This is a genomic window from Rickettsia endosymbiont of Ceutorhynchus obstrictus (genome assembly GCF_964026565.1).
Classification (GTDB): Bacteria; Pseudomonadota; Alphaproteobacteria; order Rickettsiales; family Rickettsiaceae; genus Rickettsia.
The window spans coordinates 301,075-323,822 of record NZ_OZ032162.1 but is presented as its reverse complement, the minus strand read 5'-3'; the positions used below and the strand labels follow the sequence as shown (position 1 = coordinate 323,822).

Genomic DNA, 22,748 nt, shown 5'->3' with positions numbered 1-22,748 from the left:
TATTCAAAATATACTGCTCATCTTTCAAGAAGTCTTTTTATCAAGGATTCGTGTACTCACGTTACTTAAGTGTACGCTCCGTACACTCACCCCTCAAAATAAAATCTAATTCTCAAAATACGAGCAGTACATCCTTAAATATATCTCAAAATAATAAATGCCCATTATACAAGATAATAGGCATTTATAAAACAAGTTATTTTATAATTTTTGATACAACACCTGCTCCAACCGTCTTACCGCCTTCCCGAATGGAGAATTTCAGTCCTTCCTGCATAGCAATTGGGGCAATTAACTTAACTTTAAAATTAGCATTATCACCGGGCATAACCATCTGCTTATCAGCCGGCAATTCTATTGTACCGGTAACATCCGTTGTTCTAAAATAGAATTGTGGACGATAATTATTAGTAAACGGAGTATGACGCCCACCTTCATCTTTGGTAAGCACATATACTTCGGCTTCAAATTCATCATGCGGAGTTATACTACCGGGCTTCGCCAGTACTTGCCCTCTTTGAACTTCCTCTCTTTTCGTACCGCGTAGTAATATACCGACATTATCCCCTGCTTCTCCGCTATCAAGAAGCTTTCTAAACATTTCAACACCGGTACAAGTACTAGTTTGAGTTTCTTTCATACCGACGATTTCTATAGAATCACTGACTTTTACCACGCCGGTTTCAATCCTACCGGTTACAACAGTACCTCTTCCGGAGATAGAAAATACATCTTCTATCGGCATTAAGAACGGCTTTTCAGTTTCTCTTTTCGGTTGAGGAATATAACTATCTACGGCATCCATTAATTCATGAATAGCCTTCTCTCCTTCAGGCTTACCTTCTAACGCTTGAAGCGCAGAACCCTTAACAAAAGGTATATCATCACCGGGAAAACCGTATTTTGATAACAATTCTCTTACTTCCATTTCAACTAACTCTAGCAACTCAGGATCATCAACCATATCTACTTTATTTAAAAAGACGACCATAGCCGGAACACCTACCTGCTTAGCTAGTAATATATGCTCTCTGGTTTGAGGCATCGGACCGTCAGCGGCAGAAACAACAAGTATTGCTCCATCCATTTGAGCCGCACCCGTTATCATGTTTTTTACATAGTCGGCATGTCCCGGACAATCAACGTGAGCATAGTGCCTAGCTTTAGTTTCATATTCCACATGTGCAGTAGAGATTGTTATACCTCTCTCCTTCTCTTCAGGAGCCGCATCGATTTGATCGTAAGCTGTTGCCTTTGCTCCACCTTCTTTGGAAAGCACTATTGTTATTGCCGCCGTTAAAGAAGTTTTACCGTGATCTACGTGACCGATAGTACCTATATTAACATGTGGTTTGTTTCTTTCAAACTTTGCTTTTGCCATATTATTTACTCTCTACAATTTTTTAGGTTTAATACAAACTGATTTTTTAAAGCGCATATTATTTATTTTGCTAAATCTTCACAAACTTTATTACTAAATATTTGGAGCGGGTGATGGGAATCGAACCCACGCGACCAGCTTGGAAGGCTGGAGTTCTACCATTGAACTACACCCGCATGCTTCTCCGAACCATTTAGTGTGGTGGAGGGAGAAGGATTTGAACCTTCGTACGCTTACGCGGGCAGATTTACAGTCTGCTGCCATTGACCACTCGGCCACCCCTCCTACAAAGACTACTGTATTAAATAGACTAATTCACTGTAAAGTACAATAGAAATTAGTATAGGATTTAATAAAATCTTTTGCCGAATCATCAAATAAACAAACAGCAGCTAGCACGTTTATTTAGTTGTAAGTTTCTATAATAAATAGTAGTTTGTGTCAAGAACAAATTACTCTAGGTTTTTAATAACATGCGAAATAAAGGGCATAACTCTAAAAATTTTTATTATCTTTACGGCAAACACCCTGTATATTCAGCTCTTAGAAATCCAAAACGTCAAATTGAAAGCATCTTTTGTACCTCTGATATTTTTAATGCTAACAAGGAATTAATAAGCCCCTACCCTTATAAAATTATTACTAACGATTTTTTATCTAAACTTTTAGAACCGAGTCATATTCATCAAGGAATAGTAGCTAAAGTTAAGACTATTTTTTCTAATAATATCGAAGATATCGACGTCAATAATCCGAATTGTAGAATTGCAATTCTTGATCAGGTAACCGACCCTCAAAATATCGGCGCAATTATTCGTAGCGCAGCCGCCTTTGAAATTAATACCGTAATATTACCGGCAGATAACGCTCCGGATGAAAACGCGACGATTGCTAAAGCGGCTTCAGGTACTTTGGAGCTAGTACAAGTTATAAAAGTTACTAATTTACGTATGTCTATGGAATATCTTAAAAAACAAGGTTTCTGGATTATCGGGCTTGACTCAGCAGGAAGTAATTCTTTTAACGATAATTTATTTTCGGATAAAATCGTCGTCGTACTCGGCTCGGAAGACAAAGGAATGAGAAGGTTAGTTAGAGAAACATGCGACCATCTAGTAAAAATACCTATTTCCAATAAGGTAGAAAGCCTTAACGTATCCAATGCCGCTTCTATAATTTTTCATTTGTTATATACAAAACATCCTAAGTAAATTAAATATTATGTTTTATTCATTTTTTATTTACTTAACAGGGAAAGAGTAGTCTACTATAATATAATACTTAAATAGCTTATTTAAGTATTATATTATAATTGGGTGTAAAATACAGCTTTGAACAAACTCATACAGCTAAATTCAGAAAGCTTTAGACAAGATGAATTTAAAGACGAGTCTGCGCAAGCAGTCAAAGGTACGTGAGCACAGACGAGTTCTGAGAAATTCGCTTGTATCAAGCTTTCTGAATGACGCTATAACTTTTTATAATAAATTAAATAAGAGCGCGTCATGCTAAAAAATATAGAACGAAATAAAAAAATTATTGAAAATTTTGAGAAGCAGTTAGATAAGTTTATAAAAGAGTTAAAAGAAAAAGAAATTACTAACACAATACTCTCCAAGGCAATACTAGGTAAATTTCTTGATGATATAATTAATAATTTAAAAAACAAAAATTTAATTAATGAAGTAACGTTTGATATCTATCGAGGTAAGGCAATAATTGAAAATGTAGCCTATCCGAGCAATGATTTATCTACCGCCCCAGACATCCACCAATGGCAGAAATTTTATAATTTTAACCATGATATTATGCTAGATAACACTTTAGCTTTTATTTCTAATAACTTAGCAACTTCTTCCTTAAAGGATAAATTATATTATAGTTTTGCAAAATTATGTAAGGAACTAGGGTTAGAAGTAATAAGTGATCATTTTCACGAGAAAATTAAATTATACATTACATATGAAAAATTATAAAACGGAAACAGATTCATTCGGTGAAGTTAAAATAGACGATCAATTTTATTGGGGGGCGCAAACTCAAAGATCTTTAGAAAATTTTAAGATAGGCAAGCAGAAAATGCCCTTGATTTTAATTCATTCCTTAGCAATTTTAAAAAAATGTGCTGCAACGGTCAATCAAGAATTCGGTGAACTTGAACCTAACATAGCAAAAGCAATAGATAAAGCCGTAGATAGAATTTTAAACGGTGAATTTAGCGATAATTTTCCGTTACTAGTATGGCAAACCGGATCGGGTACGCAAACAAATATGAATATGAACGAGGTAATCGCCGCTATTGCTAACGAAGAATTAACCGGCAAGAAAGGCGGCAAATCCCCTGTACATCCTAACGACCACGTCAATAAAGGGCAATCGTCAAATGATTCTTTCCCAACCGCTATGCATATAGCAACCGTGCTTGCAACGAAAGAGCAGTTAATCCCGGCGCTTACAAATTTACTAACTAATTTGCAAGATAAATCACAAAATTGGCAAAACATAATTAAAATAGGACGCACCCACCTACAAGATGCTACTCCTATAACCTTAAAGCAAGAATTTTCCGGCTATATTACTCAAATCGCTTATGCATTAGAGCGAATAGAAGACGCGCTTAAAAAAGTTTATTTGCTTGCACAAGGCGGGACGGCCGTCGGCACGGGTATTAACTCTCGCGAAGGATTTGATATAAAATTTGCCGAGAAAGTAGCCGAATATACTAAATATCCTTTTAAAACCGCTCCTAACAAATTTGAAGCACTAGCTGCTCATGATGCGTTAGTAGAATTTTCTGGTACACTTAATACTATAGCAGTGAGCTTAATGAAAATAGCCAATGATATAAGACTGCTCGGCTCCGGTCCAAGATGCGGCTTCGGTGAGCTACATCTACCGGAAAATGAACCCGGTTCCTCTATCATGCCCGGTAAAGTTAACCCAACACAAGTCGAAGCTTTAACAATGGTGTGCTGCCAAGTAATGGGTAATCACGTAACCGTAACGATTGCCGGCTCAAACGGTCATCTTGAACTTAATGTTTTCAAACCGGTTATAATATATAATATCTTGCAATCTATCGAATTATTAGCAGATAGCGTCAATAGCTTTGTCTCGCATTGTATAAAGGGACTTGAGCCTAACATAGAACGGATTAATAATTTACGTGAGCAATCCCTTATGCTGGTGACCGCTCTTAATCCTCATATCGGTTATGATAATGCAGCAAAAATTGCTAAAGAAGCTTATAAGCAAGGGATAACATTAAAACAAGCGGCACTAGAATTAAATTTATTATCGGAAGAGGAGTTTGATAAAATAGTAGTAGCCGAAAATATGGTTGGACAGTTTTAAAAAAATAGACTAGTATTAAACTAGTTCATTTTACGGTATTACATATATGAAACAACATTTATCTAATCAAATAAATTTATTTGAAGCAAAAACTCATTTTTCTAATCTTATACAACGTGTACAAGACGGCGAACAAATTACCATCTGCAAACATAACACACCGGTTGCTAAGCTTATACCTATAGCAGAAGAAAGACCTAAAATAGAAAATATAGTAGAGCAAATAAGAGAGTTCAGCAAAGGCAAAACATTGGCTCCTTATACTATTAAAGAGCTAATTAACGAAGGTAGAAAATGGTGAATTCTAAGTCATTTGTAGCAGATTGCTCCATAACCGTCTCATGGTTCTTTTATGATGAACGTAATAAATATTCAGAGTTTACATTAGATTATTGTAATAAATTTAGAGCCATAGTACCCCCTCTATGGAAACTTGAAGTAAGTAATGCAATACTTATAGCTGAGAAACGTAATAGAATTAATACAGCCGATACAGTTAGAATTTTAGAATTTTTAAATTCTCTACCTATTGACATATCGAATTTTAATTTTTCCATACATGAAATTACACAAGCTGCAAGAAGCAACAATCTTACTTCATATGATGCAACTTATTTATTAACTGCAATGCACACGGGACTAGTTATGGCAACTAAAGACAAAGCTTTAATTAGAGCATGCAATGATAACGGTGTACCGATCTTTAAGGGGAATATTAACTGACCTTGAAAAAAATATTTTTACAAAAGGCTATGGAAATTTCTAAATCTTTATTATAATTAGCGCAAATAGTAAATATTCATTGGATAAAATAATTATGACTCTAAGCATTAAGGCACCGGAAAATATAGTACTTAAACCGGTTATCACGGTTTTCGGCGTAGGCGGCGCCGGCAGCAATGCAGTAAATAATATGATCAACGATAAGCTACAAGGCGCAATTTTTGTAGTAGCTAATACTGATGCTCAATCCCTAGAACACTCTTTATGCGATGATAAAATTCAGCTAGGAGTCTCTACTACTCGCGGTCTCGGTGCTGGTGCTTCTCCTACGGTCGGCGCTTTGGCGGCAGAAGAATCGGAAGAAGAAATTAGAAGACGTTTAGAAGGCTGTAATATGGTTTTTATAACAGCAGGCATGGGAGGGGGGACCGGTACCGGTGCTTCTCCCGTAGTAGCCAGAATTGCTAAGGAACTAGGAATACTTACCGTCGGTATAGTCACCAAACCTTTTCATTTTGAAGGGGGGCATCGAATGAGAACCGCCGAACAAGGAATTCAAGAATTACAGCAATTTGTCGATACTTTAATTGTTATACCTAATCAAAATTTATTCCGTATTGCCAATGAGCAAACGACATTTTCCGACGCTTTCAAAATGGCGGATGACGTATTGCATGCCGGCGTACGAGGCGTTACCGATTTAATGATCATGCCGGGACTTATCAATCTTGATTTTGCCGATATTAGAGCCATAATGAGTGAAATGGGCAAAGCAATGATGGGAACAGGAGAAGCAAGCGGCGAGGATAGAGCAGTTAAAGCGGCAGAAGCGGCAATCTCAAATCCTTTACTTGATCACAGTTCAATGTGCGGTGCGAAAGGAGTATTAATTAATATTACGGGCGGCACGGATATGACTTTATTTGAGGTTGATAACGCAGCTAATAGAATTAGGGAGGAAGTTGATAATCTGGAAGCAAATATTATTTTCGGCTCGACCTTTAATCCGGAGTTAAGCGGACTTATTAGAGTGTCGGTTGTGGCAACCGGCATTGATGCCGATAAAATAATAACTCATAAACCTTTTACAGCAGAATCTGTTTCCCGGACTCAAGGAGATAAAGAGGCTGAAAATATTTCACCATCGATAGAGATAGAGGAAATACCTGACTTTAACCACTATAATACCGAAGAAGCAGAAATAATCGATTCTTTAAATCAAAATTTAAGTGAAAGCTCACAAATCTTGCCGGTAAATACTGCAAATAAACCGGTAGAAGACCGCCCAAAACCTTCACTATTCGGCAGAATGTGGAATTCTTTAAAAACCCCAAATTCCCAAACACAGGAACGGTCTAAGAATATTGTAGTTACCTCAACCGATGATCAAGAGACTAAACCGGAATCGGATATTCACGATATACCGGCTTTTTTAAGAAAGAAGAGGGATTGATTTAAGAATATGTTCATAATTTTAGAAACCTTCATAGAACTTGCACTATTAATAGATTATTTAGAAGAAAAATTACTAAATTACCCAATGATGAAAAGCTTGCTATGAATAACAAGGACATTAAGTTATATGTGTAATTTATTGGTGAAGCAGAGTATTTTATGCTAAATGAACGTATTACTGAAAATATCGTTAGAAATCTTTTGCGAGAAAAAGGTTATTACGATGACCAAAATATTTTAGTAGAAGAACAAAAATCACAAAATCCCCAAATAAATAAACTCTTACAAAACGCTTCAAAAAGTGGATATGGTGTTGGTAAACCTGAATTTATTATCTCTTTTAAAAACAATCCTGATAATTTAATTCTTATAGAATGCAAAGCAACTACAATTTATCATGAAAGTAAAGATAGAACAAAATACAAAGATTATGCAGTTGATGGAGCTTTGTTATATGCTTCTTATTTGAGTAAAGAGTTTAATATTACAGCAATTGCCGTTAGTGGAGAAAGCGAGCGCGACAAAAAAATTTCAACCTTCTTGTGGTTAAAAAAACACTATACTTACAAAAATATTCCGGATAAAATATTTTTAAAATCGGCAGAAATTGAAAATATTATTAAAGAGCAATCCAAACCTTTTAAAGAAGAAGAGTTAACTGCTAAAGCGATAAAATATAATGAATTTTTGCATAATTATTCGATTCCTGAAGTTGAAAGATGTACTTTAATTAGTGCCATCTTGGTAGCATTACAACACCCCCCTTTTTTAAATAGTTATAAATATTATACTTCAAACAAAGAATTAATTTCTGCTTTACTTTTAGCTTGCGAGAGTGTTTTAAAGAGAAATAGTTTAGAGCCGGAAAGAAGGGAAATTATAATATCAGAGTACTCAAAATTTAGTAACAATAGCGATTTTAATTCAGATTTAATTTATAATAAAAAAATTAAAAAAGATGAGGTTAATACATTACTAAGGGATTTTATTTTATCGATTAATCAAGATATTTTACCTCATATAAATGAAAGTGGATTTGACGTACTAGGTAAATTTTATACTCAATTTATAAGATACGCCGGGAGTGATAAGAAGACCGGTCTTGTATTAACCCCTTCTCATATTACAGATTTTTTTTGTGATATAGCTGAGTTAAATGTTAATGACGTTGTTTTTGACCCTTGCTGTGGAACAGCGGGATTTTTAGTTTCTGCAATGAACTATATGGTTAAAAAAGCAGGAAATGATATAGACAAACAAAAAAATATTAAATCAAATCAATTAATTGGAATTGAGAAAAGAGCTGATATGTTTTCTCATGCTTGTTCAAATATGATGATGAGGGGGGACGGAAAAAGTCATATTTTATATGGAAATTGTTTTGATGAAAAAAATAAGGAAATAATTAAAAAACATAAACCAACAAAAGGTTTTTTAAATCCACCTTATCAAGACGGGAATGCAGACGAACAATTAGAATTTATAGAAAATACTTTAGAATGCTTAGTAAAAGATGGAATTTGTGCTGCAATTTGCCAAATGTCTACAGTTGTTTCAAATAACAAAAAGGTTTTAGAAGTTAAAAAGAGGTTACTTGAAAAACATACTTTAGAAGCTGTATTTTCGATGCCTGATGATCTTTTTAATCCGATTGCTGTTAATTCATGTATATTGGTGTTTAAAGCTCATAATCCTCATTCAGCTAACAAAAAAACTTTTTTTGGATATTTTAAAGATGACGGATTCCTTAACACAAAAAACAGCGGTAGAATTGATAGAGAAAATAAATTTAAAAATATTAAAAAAGTTTGGCTTGAAAAATATCTTAATAAAGAAAATTTAGCCGGTCTAAGTATTACTAAAATTATTACAGCGGAAGATGAATGGTGTGCTGAAGCTTATATGGAAACCGATTATTCGAGTTTAAAAGACAATCATTTTATACAGACTATTAGAGATTATATTAGTTTTTTATTTTCCAATTGTTATATACAAACCGCAACTGATAAGCCTTTTAATAATACAAATATTACATTATTAAATACAGAAAATTGGCTTTTTTTTGAAATTAATAATTTATTTTCTAAAATAGAAAAAGCAAAATGTAAAAATGCCTCTTTATTACTCACGGATGGAGATGATATATTTTATATTGGAGCGAAAAAAAAAGATAATGGAGTAATGAATAGAGTTAAGTTTGTTAAAGAGTTATTATCAATAGGAAATGCAATAGTCTTTATTGGAGATGGGCAAGGTTCGGTGGGACATACACTATACCAACCAACGGATTTTATTGGATCAACAACTTTAACAATTGGATACAGCGAGAATTTGAATAAATATAATGCAATGTTTATTGTAACGGTACTTGATTTAGAAAGATATAGGTACTCTTTTGGTAAGAAGTATGGAAAAAATATTATAAGTAAAGCTAGAATCAAACTACCGGCAACTCCTCAAGGTAAACCGGATTGGGAGTTTATGGAGAATTACATTAAATCGCTTCCTTATAGCTTGTCTTTGTAAGATGTTGTGTAATAAAGAGTAGTAGATTCTGTGAAGGAATGATTGCGTTTAAGTTTAACTAAACTCGCTGTTAATTTTAATTTCATAATTAAGGATGAAGCCGTCTTTAACCTTGATTATTCAATGTTAGGCGATGAAACCTTTTTAAGGTATAACAGCAATTACCTATTGTCGTTTATACTCCTAAAGATGTTAAGTTACATTACGTTATTTAGCGATCCGATGAGCTAGTTAATAGCGCAGAAGAAAAATAAAATAAGATTTTTAAAAACTTATCCTAAATTCGCTTATATTAATCCTCTTCCACCGCCTCAACCGCTTCGACTTCCGGAACAAAATGCTTTAGCATTGATTCGATACCGTTTTTTAAAGTAATAGAAGAACTCGGACAACCGGCACATGATCCGTGAAGTTCTAATTTCACTATACCGTTTTCAAATCCTTTATAAACTATATCACCGCCGTCCATGGCAACCGACGGACGAACTCTCGTTTCAATAATTTCTATAATTTGTTTTTCAATTTCGGAAAGATTTTCGGTATTATATTTATCAGCGTGATCTGTAGGTAAATTTGATTCCTCAAATACCGGAAAACCGGCAACAAAATGATCCATAATAATCATTAAAATTTCAGGTTTTAAAACCTGCCAATTACCTCCATCTTGCTTAGTAATAGTAATAAAATCGCTGCCGAAAAATACCGATTTCACATTAGCGATACTAAATAATAATTCGGCTAATTTACTTTTGCCCTTTACCTCAAGCAAATCACTAAAAAATATCGGTTGATCGGGACTAACCCGTAATCCGGGGAAAAATTTTATTGCATTTGGATTGGGAGTATTTTCAGTTTGAATAAACATATAAATAAATATAATTAATGTAAGAATAATTAATTAGGTTCGCATAATAAGAGAAGCAGTTAAAAGTAGCGTCATATTATTAGTTATATTAAACCAAATTATAGCTAATCTTTTAATTATATATAATACAAAATCGAGGAATGGTACCCGCGGCCGGACTTGAACCGGCAAGGGTTTGCACCCCACGGATTTTAAGTCCGTTATGTCTACCATTCCATCACGCGGGCAAGACGATATACAGTATACTCTATATAGTATACCGTATTTAATTCAAGGTGACAGACTAATAAAAAAAATATAAAAATGCAAGTACTTTTATAAATTTAACTTTAATAGTGACAAAATAGTAATAATATGATAAATTAACGTCTGAAAGTAAAACTTTCTTTTGCATATTATTGACAAGTAGCGCAATATGAGGTAGTTATTGCATAATGAGTTTGTGCAATATATCTTTAACGGTATGAAATCCGGTTATCAATTGATAGTAGGACTAATCTCGCTTAAAGTTTTAAAGTTAAATTCAGCTAAGCAATTTCTATCTTAATAAAGGTTTTTATGTCTACAGGTAAAGTTAAATGGTTTAATTCAACAAAAGGTTATGGGTTCATTCAACCGGATGACGGTAGTAAAGATGTGTTCGTCCATATCTCGGCTGTTGAAGAGGCAGGGATTCGTAATCTTAATGAAGGACAAAGTGTGAGTTATGATCTCGAAGATAACAAAGGGAAAGTTTCCGCTGTTAATTTAAAAACAATATAAACATACTTAAATACCAAAAGCAGTTATCCAAAACTAGCGTTAATAAAACCTTAAGTTTTGGATAGCCTTGTCATTTTCATCAAGATAAAAATATTTTGTTTTTATACATAATATACCAATTTAGTTTTCAAGAATAAGTTTTTACTATGCTCTGAAGCTGAAAACTTAAGCTTATTTAAGTGTACGTAAAGTATTTCAAGAATTGGACTTTATTTTGAAGAGTGAACGCCCGCAGCCTATATTTAATAGGTGAGGACGCGGATCTCCGATAAAATGAAAAAACAATTCTTGCAAGGCAAGCAGTACATTATTAAATAAATTATGTAGCTTATTCTCACAGATTATATAGGTCTTTTTGAAGTTATGATAAAAGTAACTTGATTTAGTACTAGTTGCCTTAAGTCAAACTTATAAAAATAAGCAAGCAACGGTAATGTATAACAAGATTATTAAGGCATAGATGTTAAATTTTAGAGTGAGCTAAGCTATATTGAACACAAGCAAAACTCATGAAATTTGCTATATGGACCTTAATAAGCCAAACTATACAGCTAAATTCAGAAAGCTTCAGACAAGATGAATTTGAGGAAGAGCTAAGCTACCTAAAGTACGTGAGCACAGGCGAATGCCGAAAAATTCGCTTGTATCAAGCTTTCTGAATGACGATGTACCTAGATAGAAGCTATTTTATTATAATAATTTAATATACTACTTATATTTCAAGAATTAGATTTTAATTTTGCTGAATGAGTGAGCGGAACGTACAAATAATATGTGAACGCGTAACTCATCTGATAAAATAAAAAAATAATTTTTGAAAGATGGGCAGTATAATGTGCATATTCTAAACTTAATCATATAGTCGATTCTAAAAAAATCGGATAATAAGATAATGTTGTCTTAAAGTCCGAAGAAATTGACTATAAATAACAAAACTAATATTGGATTTATATATAATGAAAAATTTTAATTTACCTGATGAACTAATTACATCACTCGAAAAAATAAATATTACTATCCCGACCGAAATTCAAAAACAAGCAATACCGCTTGCGATGGAAGGAGCGGATATTCTTGCTTCCAGTCAAACAGGTTCAGGGAAAACCCTTGCTTATTTACTACCTATTATCAATTCTTTTATCAATACTAAATCTACTGCTTTGGTGCTTGTCCCGACAAGAGAACTTGCAAGTCAAATATGCAATGCTTTAAAAAGCGTAACGACGCAATTAAAAATGAGTAGCGCAGTTTTAATCGGCGGTGAGCCTATGCCTCCGCAATTTATGCAGCTAAAAAATAACCCTAAAATAGTTATCGGAACGCCGGGAAGAATTATCGACCACTTAACTCGTGGAACCTTAAAACTAAGTAATATCGGTATAGTAGTACTTGATGAAATGGACAGAATGCTTGATATGGGGATGAAAGAACAGCTAGAAGAAATTAATAAATACCTTCCTGAAAAAAGGCAAGTATTAATGTTTTCTGCCACTATGCCGAAACACATTATTAGTTTATCTCAAAAATATTTAAATAATCCTATTCGTATTACCGTAGGCTCAGCTAATAAGGCAGCTCCGGAAATAAAACAAGAATCTTTAAAGATATCAGATAGAGAGAAATTTAGTGAACTTACAAAACAGCTAGACACTCGTAACGGTTCAATAATTATTTTTGTTAAAACAAAACGTTCGGCAGATCAGCTTGCAAAGATGTTAAAATCTGAAAATCATAAAGCGGAAGCGATTCACGGAGATTTAAGCCAACGCCAACGTGAACGAGTAATTTTATCGTTTCGCCAGTCACGTCATAGAATAATGGTAGCAACGGACGTTGCGGCTCGCGGGCTTGATATACCTCATACCCAGCACGTTATTAACTATGATTTACCGATGTGTCCGGAGGATTATTTACATAGAATAGGTAGAACCGGTAGAGCCGGGGCAACGGGTAATGCGTTATCATTTATCTCTCCTGACGATACCATGAAATGGAAAGCAATTGATCGTTTGATAAATCAAGGGGAATCTACGGCACGTAGTGAACTTATGGGGAAAAATAGCCGCAGAAAACCGTTTAATACTAACAATAGAAGAGAGGATAATAACTCAAGAAGTAATCCAAGGAATAACCAAGCAAGGAATAACTCGCCAAGGGGAGCAGCTGCTTTTGACAATCCTCGCAAAAGAACTTTTAATAATAGTAACAAAAGTAGCAAAGCATCATAAGGATAGTTTTGTGCTTGCGAGAAGGTGTTGTTGCGTGGATCAAATTCATTGCAAAAAGCATCGTCATTACGAGGAGGCATTTATGCCGACGTGGCAATCTAGAAAAAAAATAGCAAAAAATGCTATGAAATTTATTATTTTCCGGATTGCCGCGCCGCTTACAGCGGCTCGCAATGACGATACCGGTATCCACGCAACAATACTTTCCCGTTTTCAGGCGTTGTTGCATGGCTCGAATTTTCGATGTCATTCCTGCGCAGGCGGGAATCTAGAAAATAATTATAATAAGTCGTCCTGAATTTATTTCAGGATCTACTACAAGAGATGCGCAAAACTTGTTCAGCATGACAAAGAAAAGTCTAGATTCTCACCTTCGCGGGAATGACATAAGAAGCGAGAAAATGACATCGAAAACTTAACCTACGAAAACACCATATAATAAACAACAAAGAGGGTTAAATTCATAAATTCTATTTTTTTAAAACTAAAACCTGCTTTTAGTATTTTATTTATCTTAATAATAATCTTTCCTTCCGGATTATTTTTTCTACTTAGCGGCTCTACACTATCATTTTGGCTCCGAGAATCGGGATTCAGTAAAATAACTATCGGACTTTTTAGTTTAGTAAATGTCTTTCATATATTTAAATTTTTATGGGGTCCGTTACTTGAGAAAATAAGTTTTTCAAATCCTCAGTCTCAAGGATATAAATACTGTTTAATCCTTTCATTGCTTGGTTGTATCATATGTTTATACGCCTTAACATTTTTCAAACCTGATAATAATTCTGTATTATTTGCTCTGTCCTTAATAATTTTAGGATTTTTTTCTTCTATTTATCAAACACTTGTTCATTCGTCTCAAATATTACTTGTTAGTAGTGAAAACTGGGGTTTAAGCGAAGCCGCTTGTACAACAGGGTTTAGAATCGGTATATTAGTTGCCGGCTCCGGTGCCTTATATTTATCGACTATAATCTCTTGGGAAAGTATTTATCGAATTATGGCAATTTCATGTTTACCGCCATTATTCTTAATAATATTTTATCCTTTCAATGTTAATCATGTTAATACTCTCCGAAATCAATCTAAATTTTTGTCTGCTTTTTACGATTTTATCAAAAAACCTAAATGGCTTTTGATCGTTAGTTTTATGTTGCTCTATCGCCTACAGGACAGCTTTCTTTCCGTTATGCCTAACATGTTTTATTTAGATATCGGTTATTCAAAAACAGAACTCGCATTCGGCTATAAAGCTTTAGGCTTATGCGCTGCTACTTTCGGGGGGTTCTTAGGAGGATATTTGTGCCGCAAATATGATTATCGATTGATATTTAGAAAAGTATTAGTTTGTCATGCTTTATCCGCTCTATCTTTTTTATTTCTTTATTATTACGCTAAGGATCTTATAGCATTATATATAGTAGTTTTTCTTCAACAATTTACTATGGGTTTAACACTTGCTCCATTTTTTTCTTATCAATTAAAATGCTGCACTCAAAAATATTGTATAACGCAAATTGCAATATTAACTTCTATCGCTTCTATTACCCCTATAATTTTAGGCGGCATATCCGGGCTTAGTGCTACTTATCTAGGCTGGCCGTGCTTTTTTACAGTAGCAGCCTTTTGCTTTATTCCGGCTTATATATTAGTAAAATATTTACCGTAGCAGTATGTAATTCCTACTGCCCCTTATGTCATTCCTGCGAAAGCAGGAATGACATTATCACAACGTTCATACAGTAGAGGGCTTGTCCACGGTATCCAGAAAAATAATAAAAAATGCTATAAATCAGCATCTTTATTATTTATTCTTTACTTTCCGTTATTTAGATTTCTTATTAGTAGTGAACCATTCAAAATTAGAATCAAAATTGCTAGTTTTTCTATGAAATTGTGAGACAATATCTAGGTATCCTTTAAAATCTTTGTTCTCTTCTGCTAACCTATTAGCCATATTCCAATCTATTTCAGCTCTTTCTTTAGCAGGAATTGATATCTTACTATTTTCAGGGTTTTTCATATCTATTAAAATAAAGCCTATACCATGCCTAGTACATAACATTTCAAGTTCATGCCTAGTATCAGGATTATCTTCTGCTAATTTAGAAGCAACCAAATAGCCGTAATGTGCCCATGATGAATTTGATAAGGCTTGGAAAAAAGATTCTCGTAAATTACCGCGTGTAATTGTTGTTTTTATTTCAAAAGACCAAAGCTTAGCCTGCTGTCCTGCTAAATATTTTGCACATTCCTTTATTACACTATCCCATTTATTATTTAATTCTTGCATTCCTACCCGATCCGGATGCAACCATATATTATTACCCTTACTTCCTCGCTTATTTGACGAAGTATTATGCTTAATTTGCATATTACGAATTTTTAGTTTGTCTTGAAGATATATCCCAAGGACATTGCTAACCTGTTCTTCAGTTATTTCTTTCTCTTTATTTGTTTTAGTTTTATGATTTGTTGATGGCTGATTATTTATTTGAGCATCAGGATTTTGTGTATAATAAAACCTTATTTTTGGTTTAAGAATTACTTGAATATTAGGTTCATGTTTCAGTACACCGGAAAGTTTACTGCTGCTGATTTCTCCGGCATAAATTCCTATAACAACTTTATGTTTTTCTTCTGGTGTGTTTGCTTCAAGCATTTTCTTATTTTTACTTGCATTTGCTTTTTGTTCAGCTTCTTCAGGATAATTCTCTACAAACCACTTAGCAAGTTCATTAGGAGTAAATTTTTGATTTTCATGATTTTTAAGAAAATCAATTATTTCATCCTTATAATAAATTTTCATAATTTAGTTCTCAATTTAGATTATTAAAATAAGTTAAAATATTATATTAATTTTACACTTTATTTTAAAAATTTCAATTTTAAATTACTAATCTTAGTGATCTTATAGATTATCGTTCACATATTTCCCAAATTTAGAAAATAATTTTTTGAAGTTATGAGTAGTAGCATTTGCTACTTCTATGCTAGTTATGCCTTTTAGTTCGGCGACTTTTTCGGCAACATATCTAACAAAAGCCGGCTCGTTTTGCTTGCCACGCATCGGGGTAGGGGCTAAATAAGGCGAATCTGTTTCAATTAATAATCTTTCAAGTGGGACATACTTAACTATCTCTTGCAAATCTGTTGCATTTTTAAACGTTATAATCCCTGACATTGAAATATATAAACCGATATCTAACATTTTTTTTGCTAAATCTTTAGAGGAAGTAAAGCAATGTATTAACCCGGGAAAATTATCATTTTTCATTTCACTAGTTAGGATATCAATCGTATCCTCTTCCGCATCTCTTGTATGAACGATAATCGGTAATTTTGTTACGCTTGCCGCATATATATGTTGTACAAACAAATCTTTTTGCTGCTGTTTATCATAAGGCGTATGATAATAATCAAGACCGGTTTCGCCGATTCCGATAATTTTAGGGTGATGAGAAAGCTTAATAATTTCCTCAACCGATACGGTTTGTTTTACTTCACAGGGATGTACGCCAACGCTCGCAAAAACATTTTTATATTTCTCTGCTATCTGCAAAATATCAGGCAAATCTTCTAGTTTAGTGCAGATAGCTTGCATATACTGCACACCGTTTGCCATAGCTCTTTGAATGACAGAATCTAAATCTGTATCTTTGGTAAGTAAATTAAGATGACAATGGGAATCTATTAACATATTATACTTCGAGTAAATAAAGAGTTGGTACACTGTCATTCCGTTGATCGCAGGAATCCAGTCACTAAAAAGTAACATATACTGAATTTTTAATACTAAAAGCTCAAATAATTTCGCTTTTTTTCTGGATTCCTGCTTTCGCAGGAATGACAGCTAGGACTCTTGGAAACACCACACTAGGCTCTAAAATATTTGCGGAAGGCGTTACAGCATATTCACGGCTTAAATGTTTAAAACTCCGCTCTTCTTTCGCTACCCCTAACTGATCGAGCATTTTATTTGCCGCCGCAGGCGTAAAAGGCTGGAGCATGATAACAATATAACGTAAAGACTCTAGAAGAGTATATAACACTTCCAACATTTTTATCGGATCGGTTTTCTTTAAATTCCAAGGGGCTTCTTTATCTATATAAATATTTGCTTCTTCAGTTAAATTAAGAATATTTTCGAGTATTTTATTAATTTCAAGATTTTCCATTAGCTCTAGATTCTGCACGGCAATTTTACTTGCTGTTTCTAAAAGCGGCGACTTATATAGCAGATCGATTATATTCTGCTCAATCAAAGGCACATGAGCCTCATTATTTTTATAAACAAAAGCTAAAGTCCTTTGCATTAAGTTACCTATTTTGTTCGATAGCTCACTATTAATTCTACTAATTAAACTTGCTCTAGAATAATTACCGTCCGAGCCGAAAGTAACTTCTCGCATCAAGAAATAGCGAACTTGATCAACACCGAACTCTTTTACTAGTTCAAACGGATCGATAACATTACCTAGTGACTTAGAAATTTTCTGTCCTTCATTAGTCCACCAGCCGTGAGCCATAACAGACTGAGGTAAAGGCGCATCTGCCGCCATTAAAAAAGCCGGCCAATAAACGGCATGAAAACGGACAATATCCTTACCGACCACATGCAAATTAGCCGGCCAAAATTTACCGTATTTACCGCTCTCGTCCGGATAGCCTAAAGCAGAAATATAGTTAACTAATGCATCGAGCCAGACATAAATTACATGCTTTTTGTCATTTGGGACTTTAATCCCCCAATTAAAACTAGTACGTGAAACTGATAAATCATGCAGACCGGATTTAACGAAGCTGATCACCTCGTTGCGCCTAGTTATCGGTCTAATAAAATCAGGATTTGCTTCATAAAACGCAAGTAGCTTATCTTGCCATTTTGACAGATTAAAAAAATAACTCGGTTCTTTGACCCACTCAACCGGCGCACCTGTTGGAGCTAGCCCTTCACTTGTTAATTCCGATTCATCGTAAAAAGCTTCGTCTCGTACGGCATACCAACCTTCATAAAAGCCTTCGTAAATAGTACCGTTCGCCAGTAGCTTTTGCCAAAAAATAGCAACCGCTTCTTTATGCCTTGTTTCCGTCGTTCTAATAAAATCATCATTAGAAATATTCATTGATTCCATAAGGTTACGGAAACTTGCCGAGGTCTGATCGGTAAATATTTGCGGATCGATATTTTTATTTAATGCCGCTTTTTCTACCTTCTGCCCGTGTTCATCGGTACCGGTTAAAAACCTTACCTCCTTGCCGCTAAGTCGCATAAAACGAGCAATCACGTCGCTTGCAACGCTGGTATAAGCATGCCCGATATGCGGCACGTCGTTAACGTAATATATAGGGGTGGTAATATAATAGGTATTGTTCATAGTATCTTATTGCCTAATAGATGAAGAGTTAGAGAATGTCACCCCATGACTTGATCACGGGGTCCAGGCTTTTATAAAAATTTTCTGGATACCGTGGTCAAGCCCACTACTGTACGAACGTTTAAATAAAGAGGTAAAAATTCTGTCATTCCGTGGCTACGACCACGGAATCCAGCTTATAATATCATAAAAAGATTCTAAAATAAGTCTAATATGGCTTTATTTTCCTGGATGCCGTGATCAAGTCACGGCATGACACAGCCTTTTTTCAACGTTCGTACAGTAGTGGGTCAAGCCACGGTATGACAACTCTTTAAATTAACTAAGTTATTTATTATCATTTCATGTATTGCTTGGGTATCAAGATTTGAGGCATCAATAGTTATTATCCGCTCTGGGAATTTTTGTGCCAACTCTTTAAAGCCATTATAAATATTTTGATGAAAATCTAAATGCCTTTTATCAAATTTATTATTAAAGTCCCGTTTAGTCATTCTCTCTATAGCAATTTCCGGTTTGACGTCTATAAAAAATGTACTATTAGGCATAAGACCTGCCATTAAAGATTTATGCAGATCATAGACCAAATTCACTCCTATCTCTGAATATTGTCCTTGATAACAAGCGGTAGAGTCTATAAATCTATCACAAATAACCGTATAACCTTCCTGAAGGCTAGGCAGAATTTTTTTATGGATATGATCATAGCGAGCTGCCATAACTTGTAATAACTCCGACATTGGCAGTAATTCCTCATGCACTAGAATTTCACGCATTTTTTCAGCAACTGCAGTACCACCGACTTCACGAGTTAAAATAACGGGGATATTTTGTGATTTTAAATATTCATAGAGCATTTGACATTGGGTTGATTTTCCTATTCCTTCGCCCCCTTCAAAAGTGATAAATGTTCCTTGTTTTAAATTATTCATTAAGCACTCCTTTTTAAAACTTAATACATGATGTGCTATTTCTCTATGTCATTCCCGCGTATGCGGGAATCCAGTAAAGCATATAAAAACAAGTTTTTATATGCTTATTTTTATCAAATATGTACCAATACTAAGATTATTTTCTGGATTCCTGCTTTCGCAGGAATGACACCTGATCCACACAGGTAATACTGAGCTAGGAATGACATCGAGAAATAACACATCATTTATAACAATAATATCTCTTAAAAAAATATTTACAAGGAAGATTACATACTTATAATTCATTATAAATTTTAAATTATTAATATATGAGCAATTTAAGCAAAAGGGATTTTTCCATCCTAATCGGTAATGCGATGGATCATTTCGATACCGCACTTTACGGTTTTCTTGCACCTTTGCTTGCCGGTATTTTTTTTCCAAATCATGATCAAGTCATCGCCTTGATACTTACCTATAGCGTTCTTGCTACCTCTTTATTTACACGTCCTATCGGTTCGTATTTTTTCGGGGTTATTGCTAAAAAATACGGCGGTTTTTTTGCTTTGTCACATTCTCTAATTGGCGTTGCTTTAACTACTGCTTTGATAGGTTTGATACCATCTCATGCACAAATAGGCTGGCTCGCTCCAATGTTATTAGTTGTGCTTAGAATATTGCAAGGTATATATTCCGAGGGTGAATGTGCTATTGCAAAATTATATATTTTAGAGAATAAAGAAGAAAGAAAAGCACTTAAAGCTTCTTACCTTTATGAGACCTCTACTATGGTCGGTATTATTCTTGCTTCATTTATCAGCACTATAGTTTTAGATGTAGATTATAATAAATATTGGCGAGTGTGTTTTATATTCGGCGGGGTTACGGCGCTTGTAGGTTATTTTCTAAGGAAGAGTGAGGATATTAGATGTCATTCCGGTGCTCCTCTATGTCATTCCCATAAGGCATTGTTGCATGGATCAAAACCGTTGCAAAAAACACCGTCATTGCGAGCTGCTGCAAGCAGCGTGGCAATCCAGAAAAATAATAAATTTTGTAAAATTTTATATTATTTCTTTCCTAGATTGCCACGTCGATGCTACGCATCTCCTCGCAATGACGTTGAGACATTTATTCTTCAAACAAGTTTTCTGAATGACGCTGCACGTGATTTAATCGTGCTATGGAATAACAAACTAAATATTTCACGAGTTAGTCTCGTAGTAGGTTTCTCTTACTTAACTTATATCATGCCTTTTGTATTTATGAATAGCTTTATTCCGCTAATTACTAATATATCTCTTGAGACAATGATGGCTTTTAATACGGGGCTATTGATTTTTGATATGGTAATGATACCGATAATCGGACGTTTAGTAGAAAAATTACCTTATATAAAAATACTGAGTTATACTCTTACGGTCATGATTTTAACTATAATTCCTTTATGGCTATTTCTTAATAATGCTTCTTTATGGTATGTTAACTTTGTCCGAATATGGATTGTAATTTTAGGAGTAACATTTTTATGCCCACTAAATTGCTGGTTAAACAATTTATTTAAAACATCCGATAAATATATGTTAGTAGGTATCGGTAGTAGTATCGGCTCTTCGCTGATCGGCCGCCTAACTCCTGCGATTTGTTTAATGCTTTGGCATGTAACAAATAACTCCTTATCCGTCGGGATATATATAACCGTAATAGCTTTAGCGGCATTCTGGGCAATTAAAACTTCGGATTAAGCTGAATAAGGGATTGTTTTATAGCTCGATAAAAGCGTCAATATGTCATTCCCGCACAGGCGGGAATCCATGTTTTTTTGTCTTTGTCAGGCTGAACAAGTTTGCGGCATCTCTTTTAGTAGATCCTGAAATAAATTCAGGATGACTATAAATTTTTCTGGATTCCCGCCTGCGCGGGAATGACATTAAAAATTTGAGCCATGCAACAACGCTTCTCTTTAATTAAAATACCCTTAGCTATTTACTTGTATTAGTAAAAATTCATTAATCAATATAAATATTATTAGGACCTATATTCTTCTATTTGCATCACAAGCTGTTTTATTTCGGCGGCTTTTGATTTATCCGCTACTAAAAGAGCATTTTTAGTATTGATAACAATTATATTATCAAGACCTACTACCATAGTTAGTTTATTATCGGAGCTAATATAAGAATTTGTCGTATCACCGATTACGACATTTCCTTCGCAATAATTATCGGTAATATCTTTTTGCTTTATCTGCCATAAAGAATGCCAAGTTCCAAGATCACTCCAGGCAAAATTTGCTTTTATCATAATCATTTCGGGAATATGCTCTATTATGGCCTTGTCTATAGAAACGGCATTAGCTTTACTATAAATTTCTAAATCTAGCTTTATAGTATTTGCGTTTTTTGTAGCTGAGTTTAACGCATTTTGCGCTATATCCCATAAATCAGGTCGGAGTTTATACACATGATTTAATAAAAAATCAATATTATAAATAAAAATTCCCGAATTCCAAAAATACTTACCGTTTTGTATATAATTTTGAAGCTGCTCTAAAGAAGGTTTTTCAATAAAATGATTAGTTTGATAAATATTTTCGGTAATACTAGTCTCTGCTTTTATATAGCCATATTCAATATTCGGTCGGTCGATGGGAATACCGATAGTACAAATCCCCCATTTTTCTACGTAACTTAAAGCCTTATTAATAGTTGTTAAATATTTCTCTTCATCCGATATATAATGATCGGAAGGCAGTAATATTACAGTATCAAAACCGTTATTTTTTGCAGCTAGAGCCGTAATAACTGCACACATAGCAGTATTTTTTGTTAGCGGTTCGGTAATTAATTCTATTTCTGTATTGATTTCTACGGCTTGTTCCTTAGTTATAAATTCATACCGTTCACCTGTTATTACTAATGGTGTACCAAATGATTTATTTCTAATTAAAGTTTTTTGCAATAAACTTAGCTCTAAGGGAGTTTTTAAAAACTGCTTTGGCTTGATTGGGAGTGATAGCGGCCATAATCTTGCACCTTGACCACCTGCCATAATAACGGGTTTTATTTTCATATTAAGACAACTATTAATTGAAAAACTAATAGGAATGGCTTATAAATAATAATAATTTAAATGTCAAGTAGTAGTTTTTGAAAATTG

The 22,748-nt window shown here is 34.1% G+C and carries 20 protein-coding genes, 3 tRNA genes and 2 pseudogenes; 14 read left to right on the top strand and 11 right to left on the bottom strand.

What is annotated here, in order from left to right:
* Positions 1 to 196: 196 nt before the first annotated feature.
* From tuf to AAGD64_RS01925, 3 genes are all read right to left on the bottom strand, one after another.
* Entirely contained in the window at positions 197 to 1,381 is a 1,185-nt protein-coding gene (gene tuf / locus AAGD64_RS01935; RefSeq protein WP_253308023.1) for an elongation factor Tu, read from the bottom strand.
* A gap of 102 nt (positions 1,382 to 1,483) precedes the next feature.
* Positions 1,484 to 1,557 (bottom strand) — tRNA-Gly (locus AAGD64_RS01930).
* 23 nt (positions 1,558 to 1,580) lie between these two features.
* Positions 1,581 to 1,666: transfer RNA gene (locus AAGD64_RS01925), tRNA-Tyr, on the bottom strand.
* A 188-nt stretch (positions 1,667 to 1,854) separates the two neighbouring features.
* On the opposite strand from AAGD64_RS01925, the gene rlmB reads away from it, so the two are divergent.
* From rlmB to AAGD64_RS01885, 8 genes and pseudogenes are all read left to right on the top strand, one after another.
* Positions 1,855 to 2,592, top strand: a complete 738-nt coding sequence (rlmB, locus tag AAGD64_RS01920; protein ID WP_341793660.1) for a 23S rRNA (guanosine(2251)-2'-O)-methyltransferase RlmB — start codon at positions 1,855 to 1,857, stop codon at positions 2,590 to 2,592.
* A gap of 120 nt (positions 2,593 to 2,712) precedes the next feature.
* Positions 2,713 to 2,854, top strand: a pseudogene (locus AAGD64_RS10550) (palindromic element RPE3 domain-containing protein); the annotation flags it as partial.
* Between the two features lie 32 nt (positions 2,855 to 2,886).
* Positions 2,887 to 3,357: a hypothetical protein gene (locus tag AAGD64_RS01910; RefSeq protein ID WP_253308025.1), complete on the top strand. Its 471-nt coding sequence runs from the start codon at positions 2,887 to 2,889 to the stop codon at positions 3,355 to 3,357.
* Positions 3,344 to 4,735 (top strand): class II fumarate hydratase, encoded by a 1,392-nt coding sequence (gene fumC, locus AAGD64_RS01905; protein ID WP_341793659.1) that lies wholly within the window; start codon positions 3,344 to 3,346, stop codon positions 4,733 to 4,735. The genes AAGD64_RS01910 and fumC overlap by 14 nt, the downstream gene beginning before the upstream one ends.
* A 46-nt stretch (positions 4,736 to 4,781) precedes the next feature.
* Positions 4,782 to 5,036 (top strand): type II toxin-antitoxin system Phd/YefM family antitoxin, encoded by a 255-nt coding sequence (locus tag AAGD64_RS01900; RefSeq protein WP_341793658.1) that lies wholly within the window; start codon positions 4,782 to 4,784, stop codon positions 5,034 to 5,036.
* A complete protein-coding gene (locus tag AAGD64_RS01895; RefSeq protein WP_341793657.1) occupies positions 5,030 to 5,458 on the top strand; it encodes a type II toxin-antitoxin system VapC family toxin in 429 nt (142 codons plus the stop codon). Before AAGD64_RS01900 ends, AAGD64_RS01895 begins: the two co-directional genes overlap by 7 nt.
* Positions 5,459 to 5,552: 94 nt before the next feature.
* Positions 5,553 to 6,911 (top strand): cell division protein FtsZ, encoded by a 1,359-nt coding sequence (gene ftsZ, locus AAGD64_RS01890; protein ID WP_341793656.1) that lies wholly within the window; start codon positions 5,553 to 5,555, stop codon positions 6,909 to 6,911.
* A gap of 161 nt (positions 6,912 to 7,072) precedes the next feature.
* Positions 7,073 to 9,439: an N-6 DNA methylase gene (locus AAGD64_RS01885; RefSeq protein ID WP_341793655.1), complete on the top strand. Its 2,367-nt coding sequence runs from the start codon at positions 7,073 to 7,075 to the stop codon at positions 9,437 to 9,439.
* Between the two features lie 292 nt (positions 9,440 to 9,731).
* Here AAGD64_RS01885 and AAGD64_RS01880 read toward each other — a convergent pair whose 3' ends face one another.
* Both AAGD64_RS01880 and AAGD64_RS01875 read right to left on the bottom strand, forming a co-directional pair.
* The gene (locus AAGD64_RS01880) at positions 9,732 to 10,304 is read right to left on the bottom strand and encodes a NifU family protein (RefSeq protein ID WP_341793654.1); all 573 of its coding nucleotides are present in this window, start codon (positions 10,302 to 10,304) and stop codon (positions 9,732 to 9,734) included.
* Positions 10,305 to 10,445: 141 nt separating this feature from the next.
* A tRNA-Leu gene (locus tag AAGD64_RS01875) sits at positions 10,446 to 10,531 on the bottom strand.
* A 331-nt stretch (positions 10,532 to 10,862) separates the two neighbouring features.
* Between AAGD64_RS01875 and AAGD64_RS01870 the strand changes: the two genes are divergently transcribed.
* From AAGD64_RS01870 to AAGD64_RS01855, 4 genes are all read left to right on the top strand, one after another.
* Entirely contained in the window at positions 10,863 to 11,066 is a 204-nt protein-coding gene (locus AAGD64_RS01870) for a cold-shock protein (RefSeq protein ID WP_253308032.1), read from the top strand.
* A gap of 956 nt (positions 11,067 to 12,022) precedes the next feature.
* Positions 12,023 to 13,294: a DEAD/DEAH box helicase gene (locus AAGD64_RS01865; protein WP_253308033.1), complete on the top strand. Its 1,272-nt coding sequence runs from the start codon at positions 12,023 to 12,025 to the stop codon at positions 13,292 to 13,294.
* A gap of 34 nt (positions 13,295 to 13,328) precedes the next feature.
* Positions 13,329 to 13,592, top strand: coding sequence for a hypothetical protein (locus AAGD64_RS01860; RefSeq protein WP_341793653.1), 264 nt, complete (start codon positions 13,329 to 13,331; stop codon positions 13,590 to 13,592).
* A gap of 165 nt (positions 13,593 to 13,757) precedes the next feature.
* Entirely contained in the window at positions 13,758 to 14,966 is a 1,209-nt protein-coding gene (locus AAGD64_RS01855) for an MFS transporter (protein WP_341794219.1), read from the top strand.
* 156 nt (positions 14,967 to 15,122) lie between these two features.
* Here AAGD64_RS01855 and AAGD64_RS01850 read toward each other — a convergent pair whose 3' ends face one another.
* From AAGD64_RS01850 to tmk, 4 genes are all read right to left on the bottom strand, one after another.
* Positions 15,123 to 16,106, bottom strand: a complete 984-nt coding sequence (locus tag AAGD64_RS01850) for a hypothetical protein (RefSeq protein WP_341793652.1) — start codon at positions 16,104 to 16,106, stop codon at positions 15,123 to 15,125.
* 102 nt (positions 16,107 to 16,208) lie between these two features.
* On the bottom strand, positions 16,209 to 16,997 hold the full coding sequence (locus tag AAGD64_RS01845) for a TatD family hydrolase (RefSeq protein WP_341793651.1): 789 nt from the start codon (positions 16,995 to 16,997) through the stop codon (positions 16,209 to 16,211).
* Positions 16,998 to 17,100: 103 nt separating this feature from the next.
* A complete protein-coding gene (gene metG, locus AAGD64_RS01840; RefSeq protein WP_341793650.1) occupies positions 17,101 to 18,675 on the bottom strand; it encodes a methionine--tRNA ligase in 1,575 nt (524 codons plus the stop codon).
* A 290-nt stretch (positions 18,676 to 18,965) separates the two neighbouring features.
* Complete coding sequence (gene tmk / locus AAGD64_RS01835; RefSeq protein WP_341793649.1) at positions 18,966 to 19,607, bottom strand: dTMP kinase; 642 nt, start codon at positions 19,605 to 19,607, stop codon at positions 18,966 to 18,968.
* A 27-nt stretch (positions 19,608 to 19,634) separates the two neighbouring features.
* On the opposite strand from tmk, the gene AAGD64_RS01830 reads away from it, so the two are divergent.
* Positions 19,635 to 19,796, top strand: coding sequence for a hypothetical protein (locus tag AAGD64_RS01830; protein ID WP_341793648.1), 162 nt, complete (start codon positions 19,635 to 19,637; stop codon positions 19,794 to 19,796).
* A 122-nt stretch (positions 19,797 to 19,918) separates the two neighbouring features.
* Positions 19,919 to 21,322, top strand: a pseudogene (locus tag AAGD64_RS01825) (MFS transporter); the annotation flags it as partial.
* A gap of 57 nt (positions 21,323 to 21,379) precedes the next feature.
* Here AAGD64_RS01825 and AAGD64_RS01820 read toward each other — a convergent pair.
* A complete protein-coding gene (locus AAGD64_RS01820; protein ID WP_341793646.1) occupies positions 21,380 to 21,520 on the bottom strand; it encodes a hypothetical protein in 141 nt (46 codons plus the stop codon).
* A 97-nt stretch (positions 21,521 to 21,617) separates the two neighbouring features.
* Entirely contained in the window at positions 21,618 to 22,661 is a 1,044-nt protein-coding gene (locus AAGD64_RS01815; protein ID WP_341793645.1) for a mannose-1-phosphate guanylyltransferase, read from the bottom strand.
* Between the last annotated feature and the right edge of the window lie 87 nt (positions 22,662 to 22,748).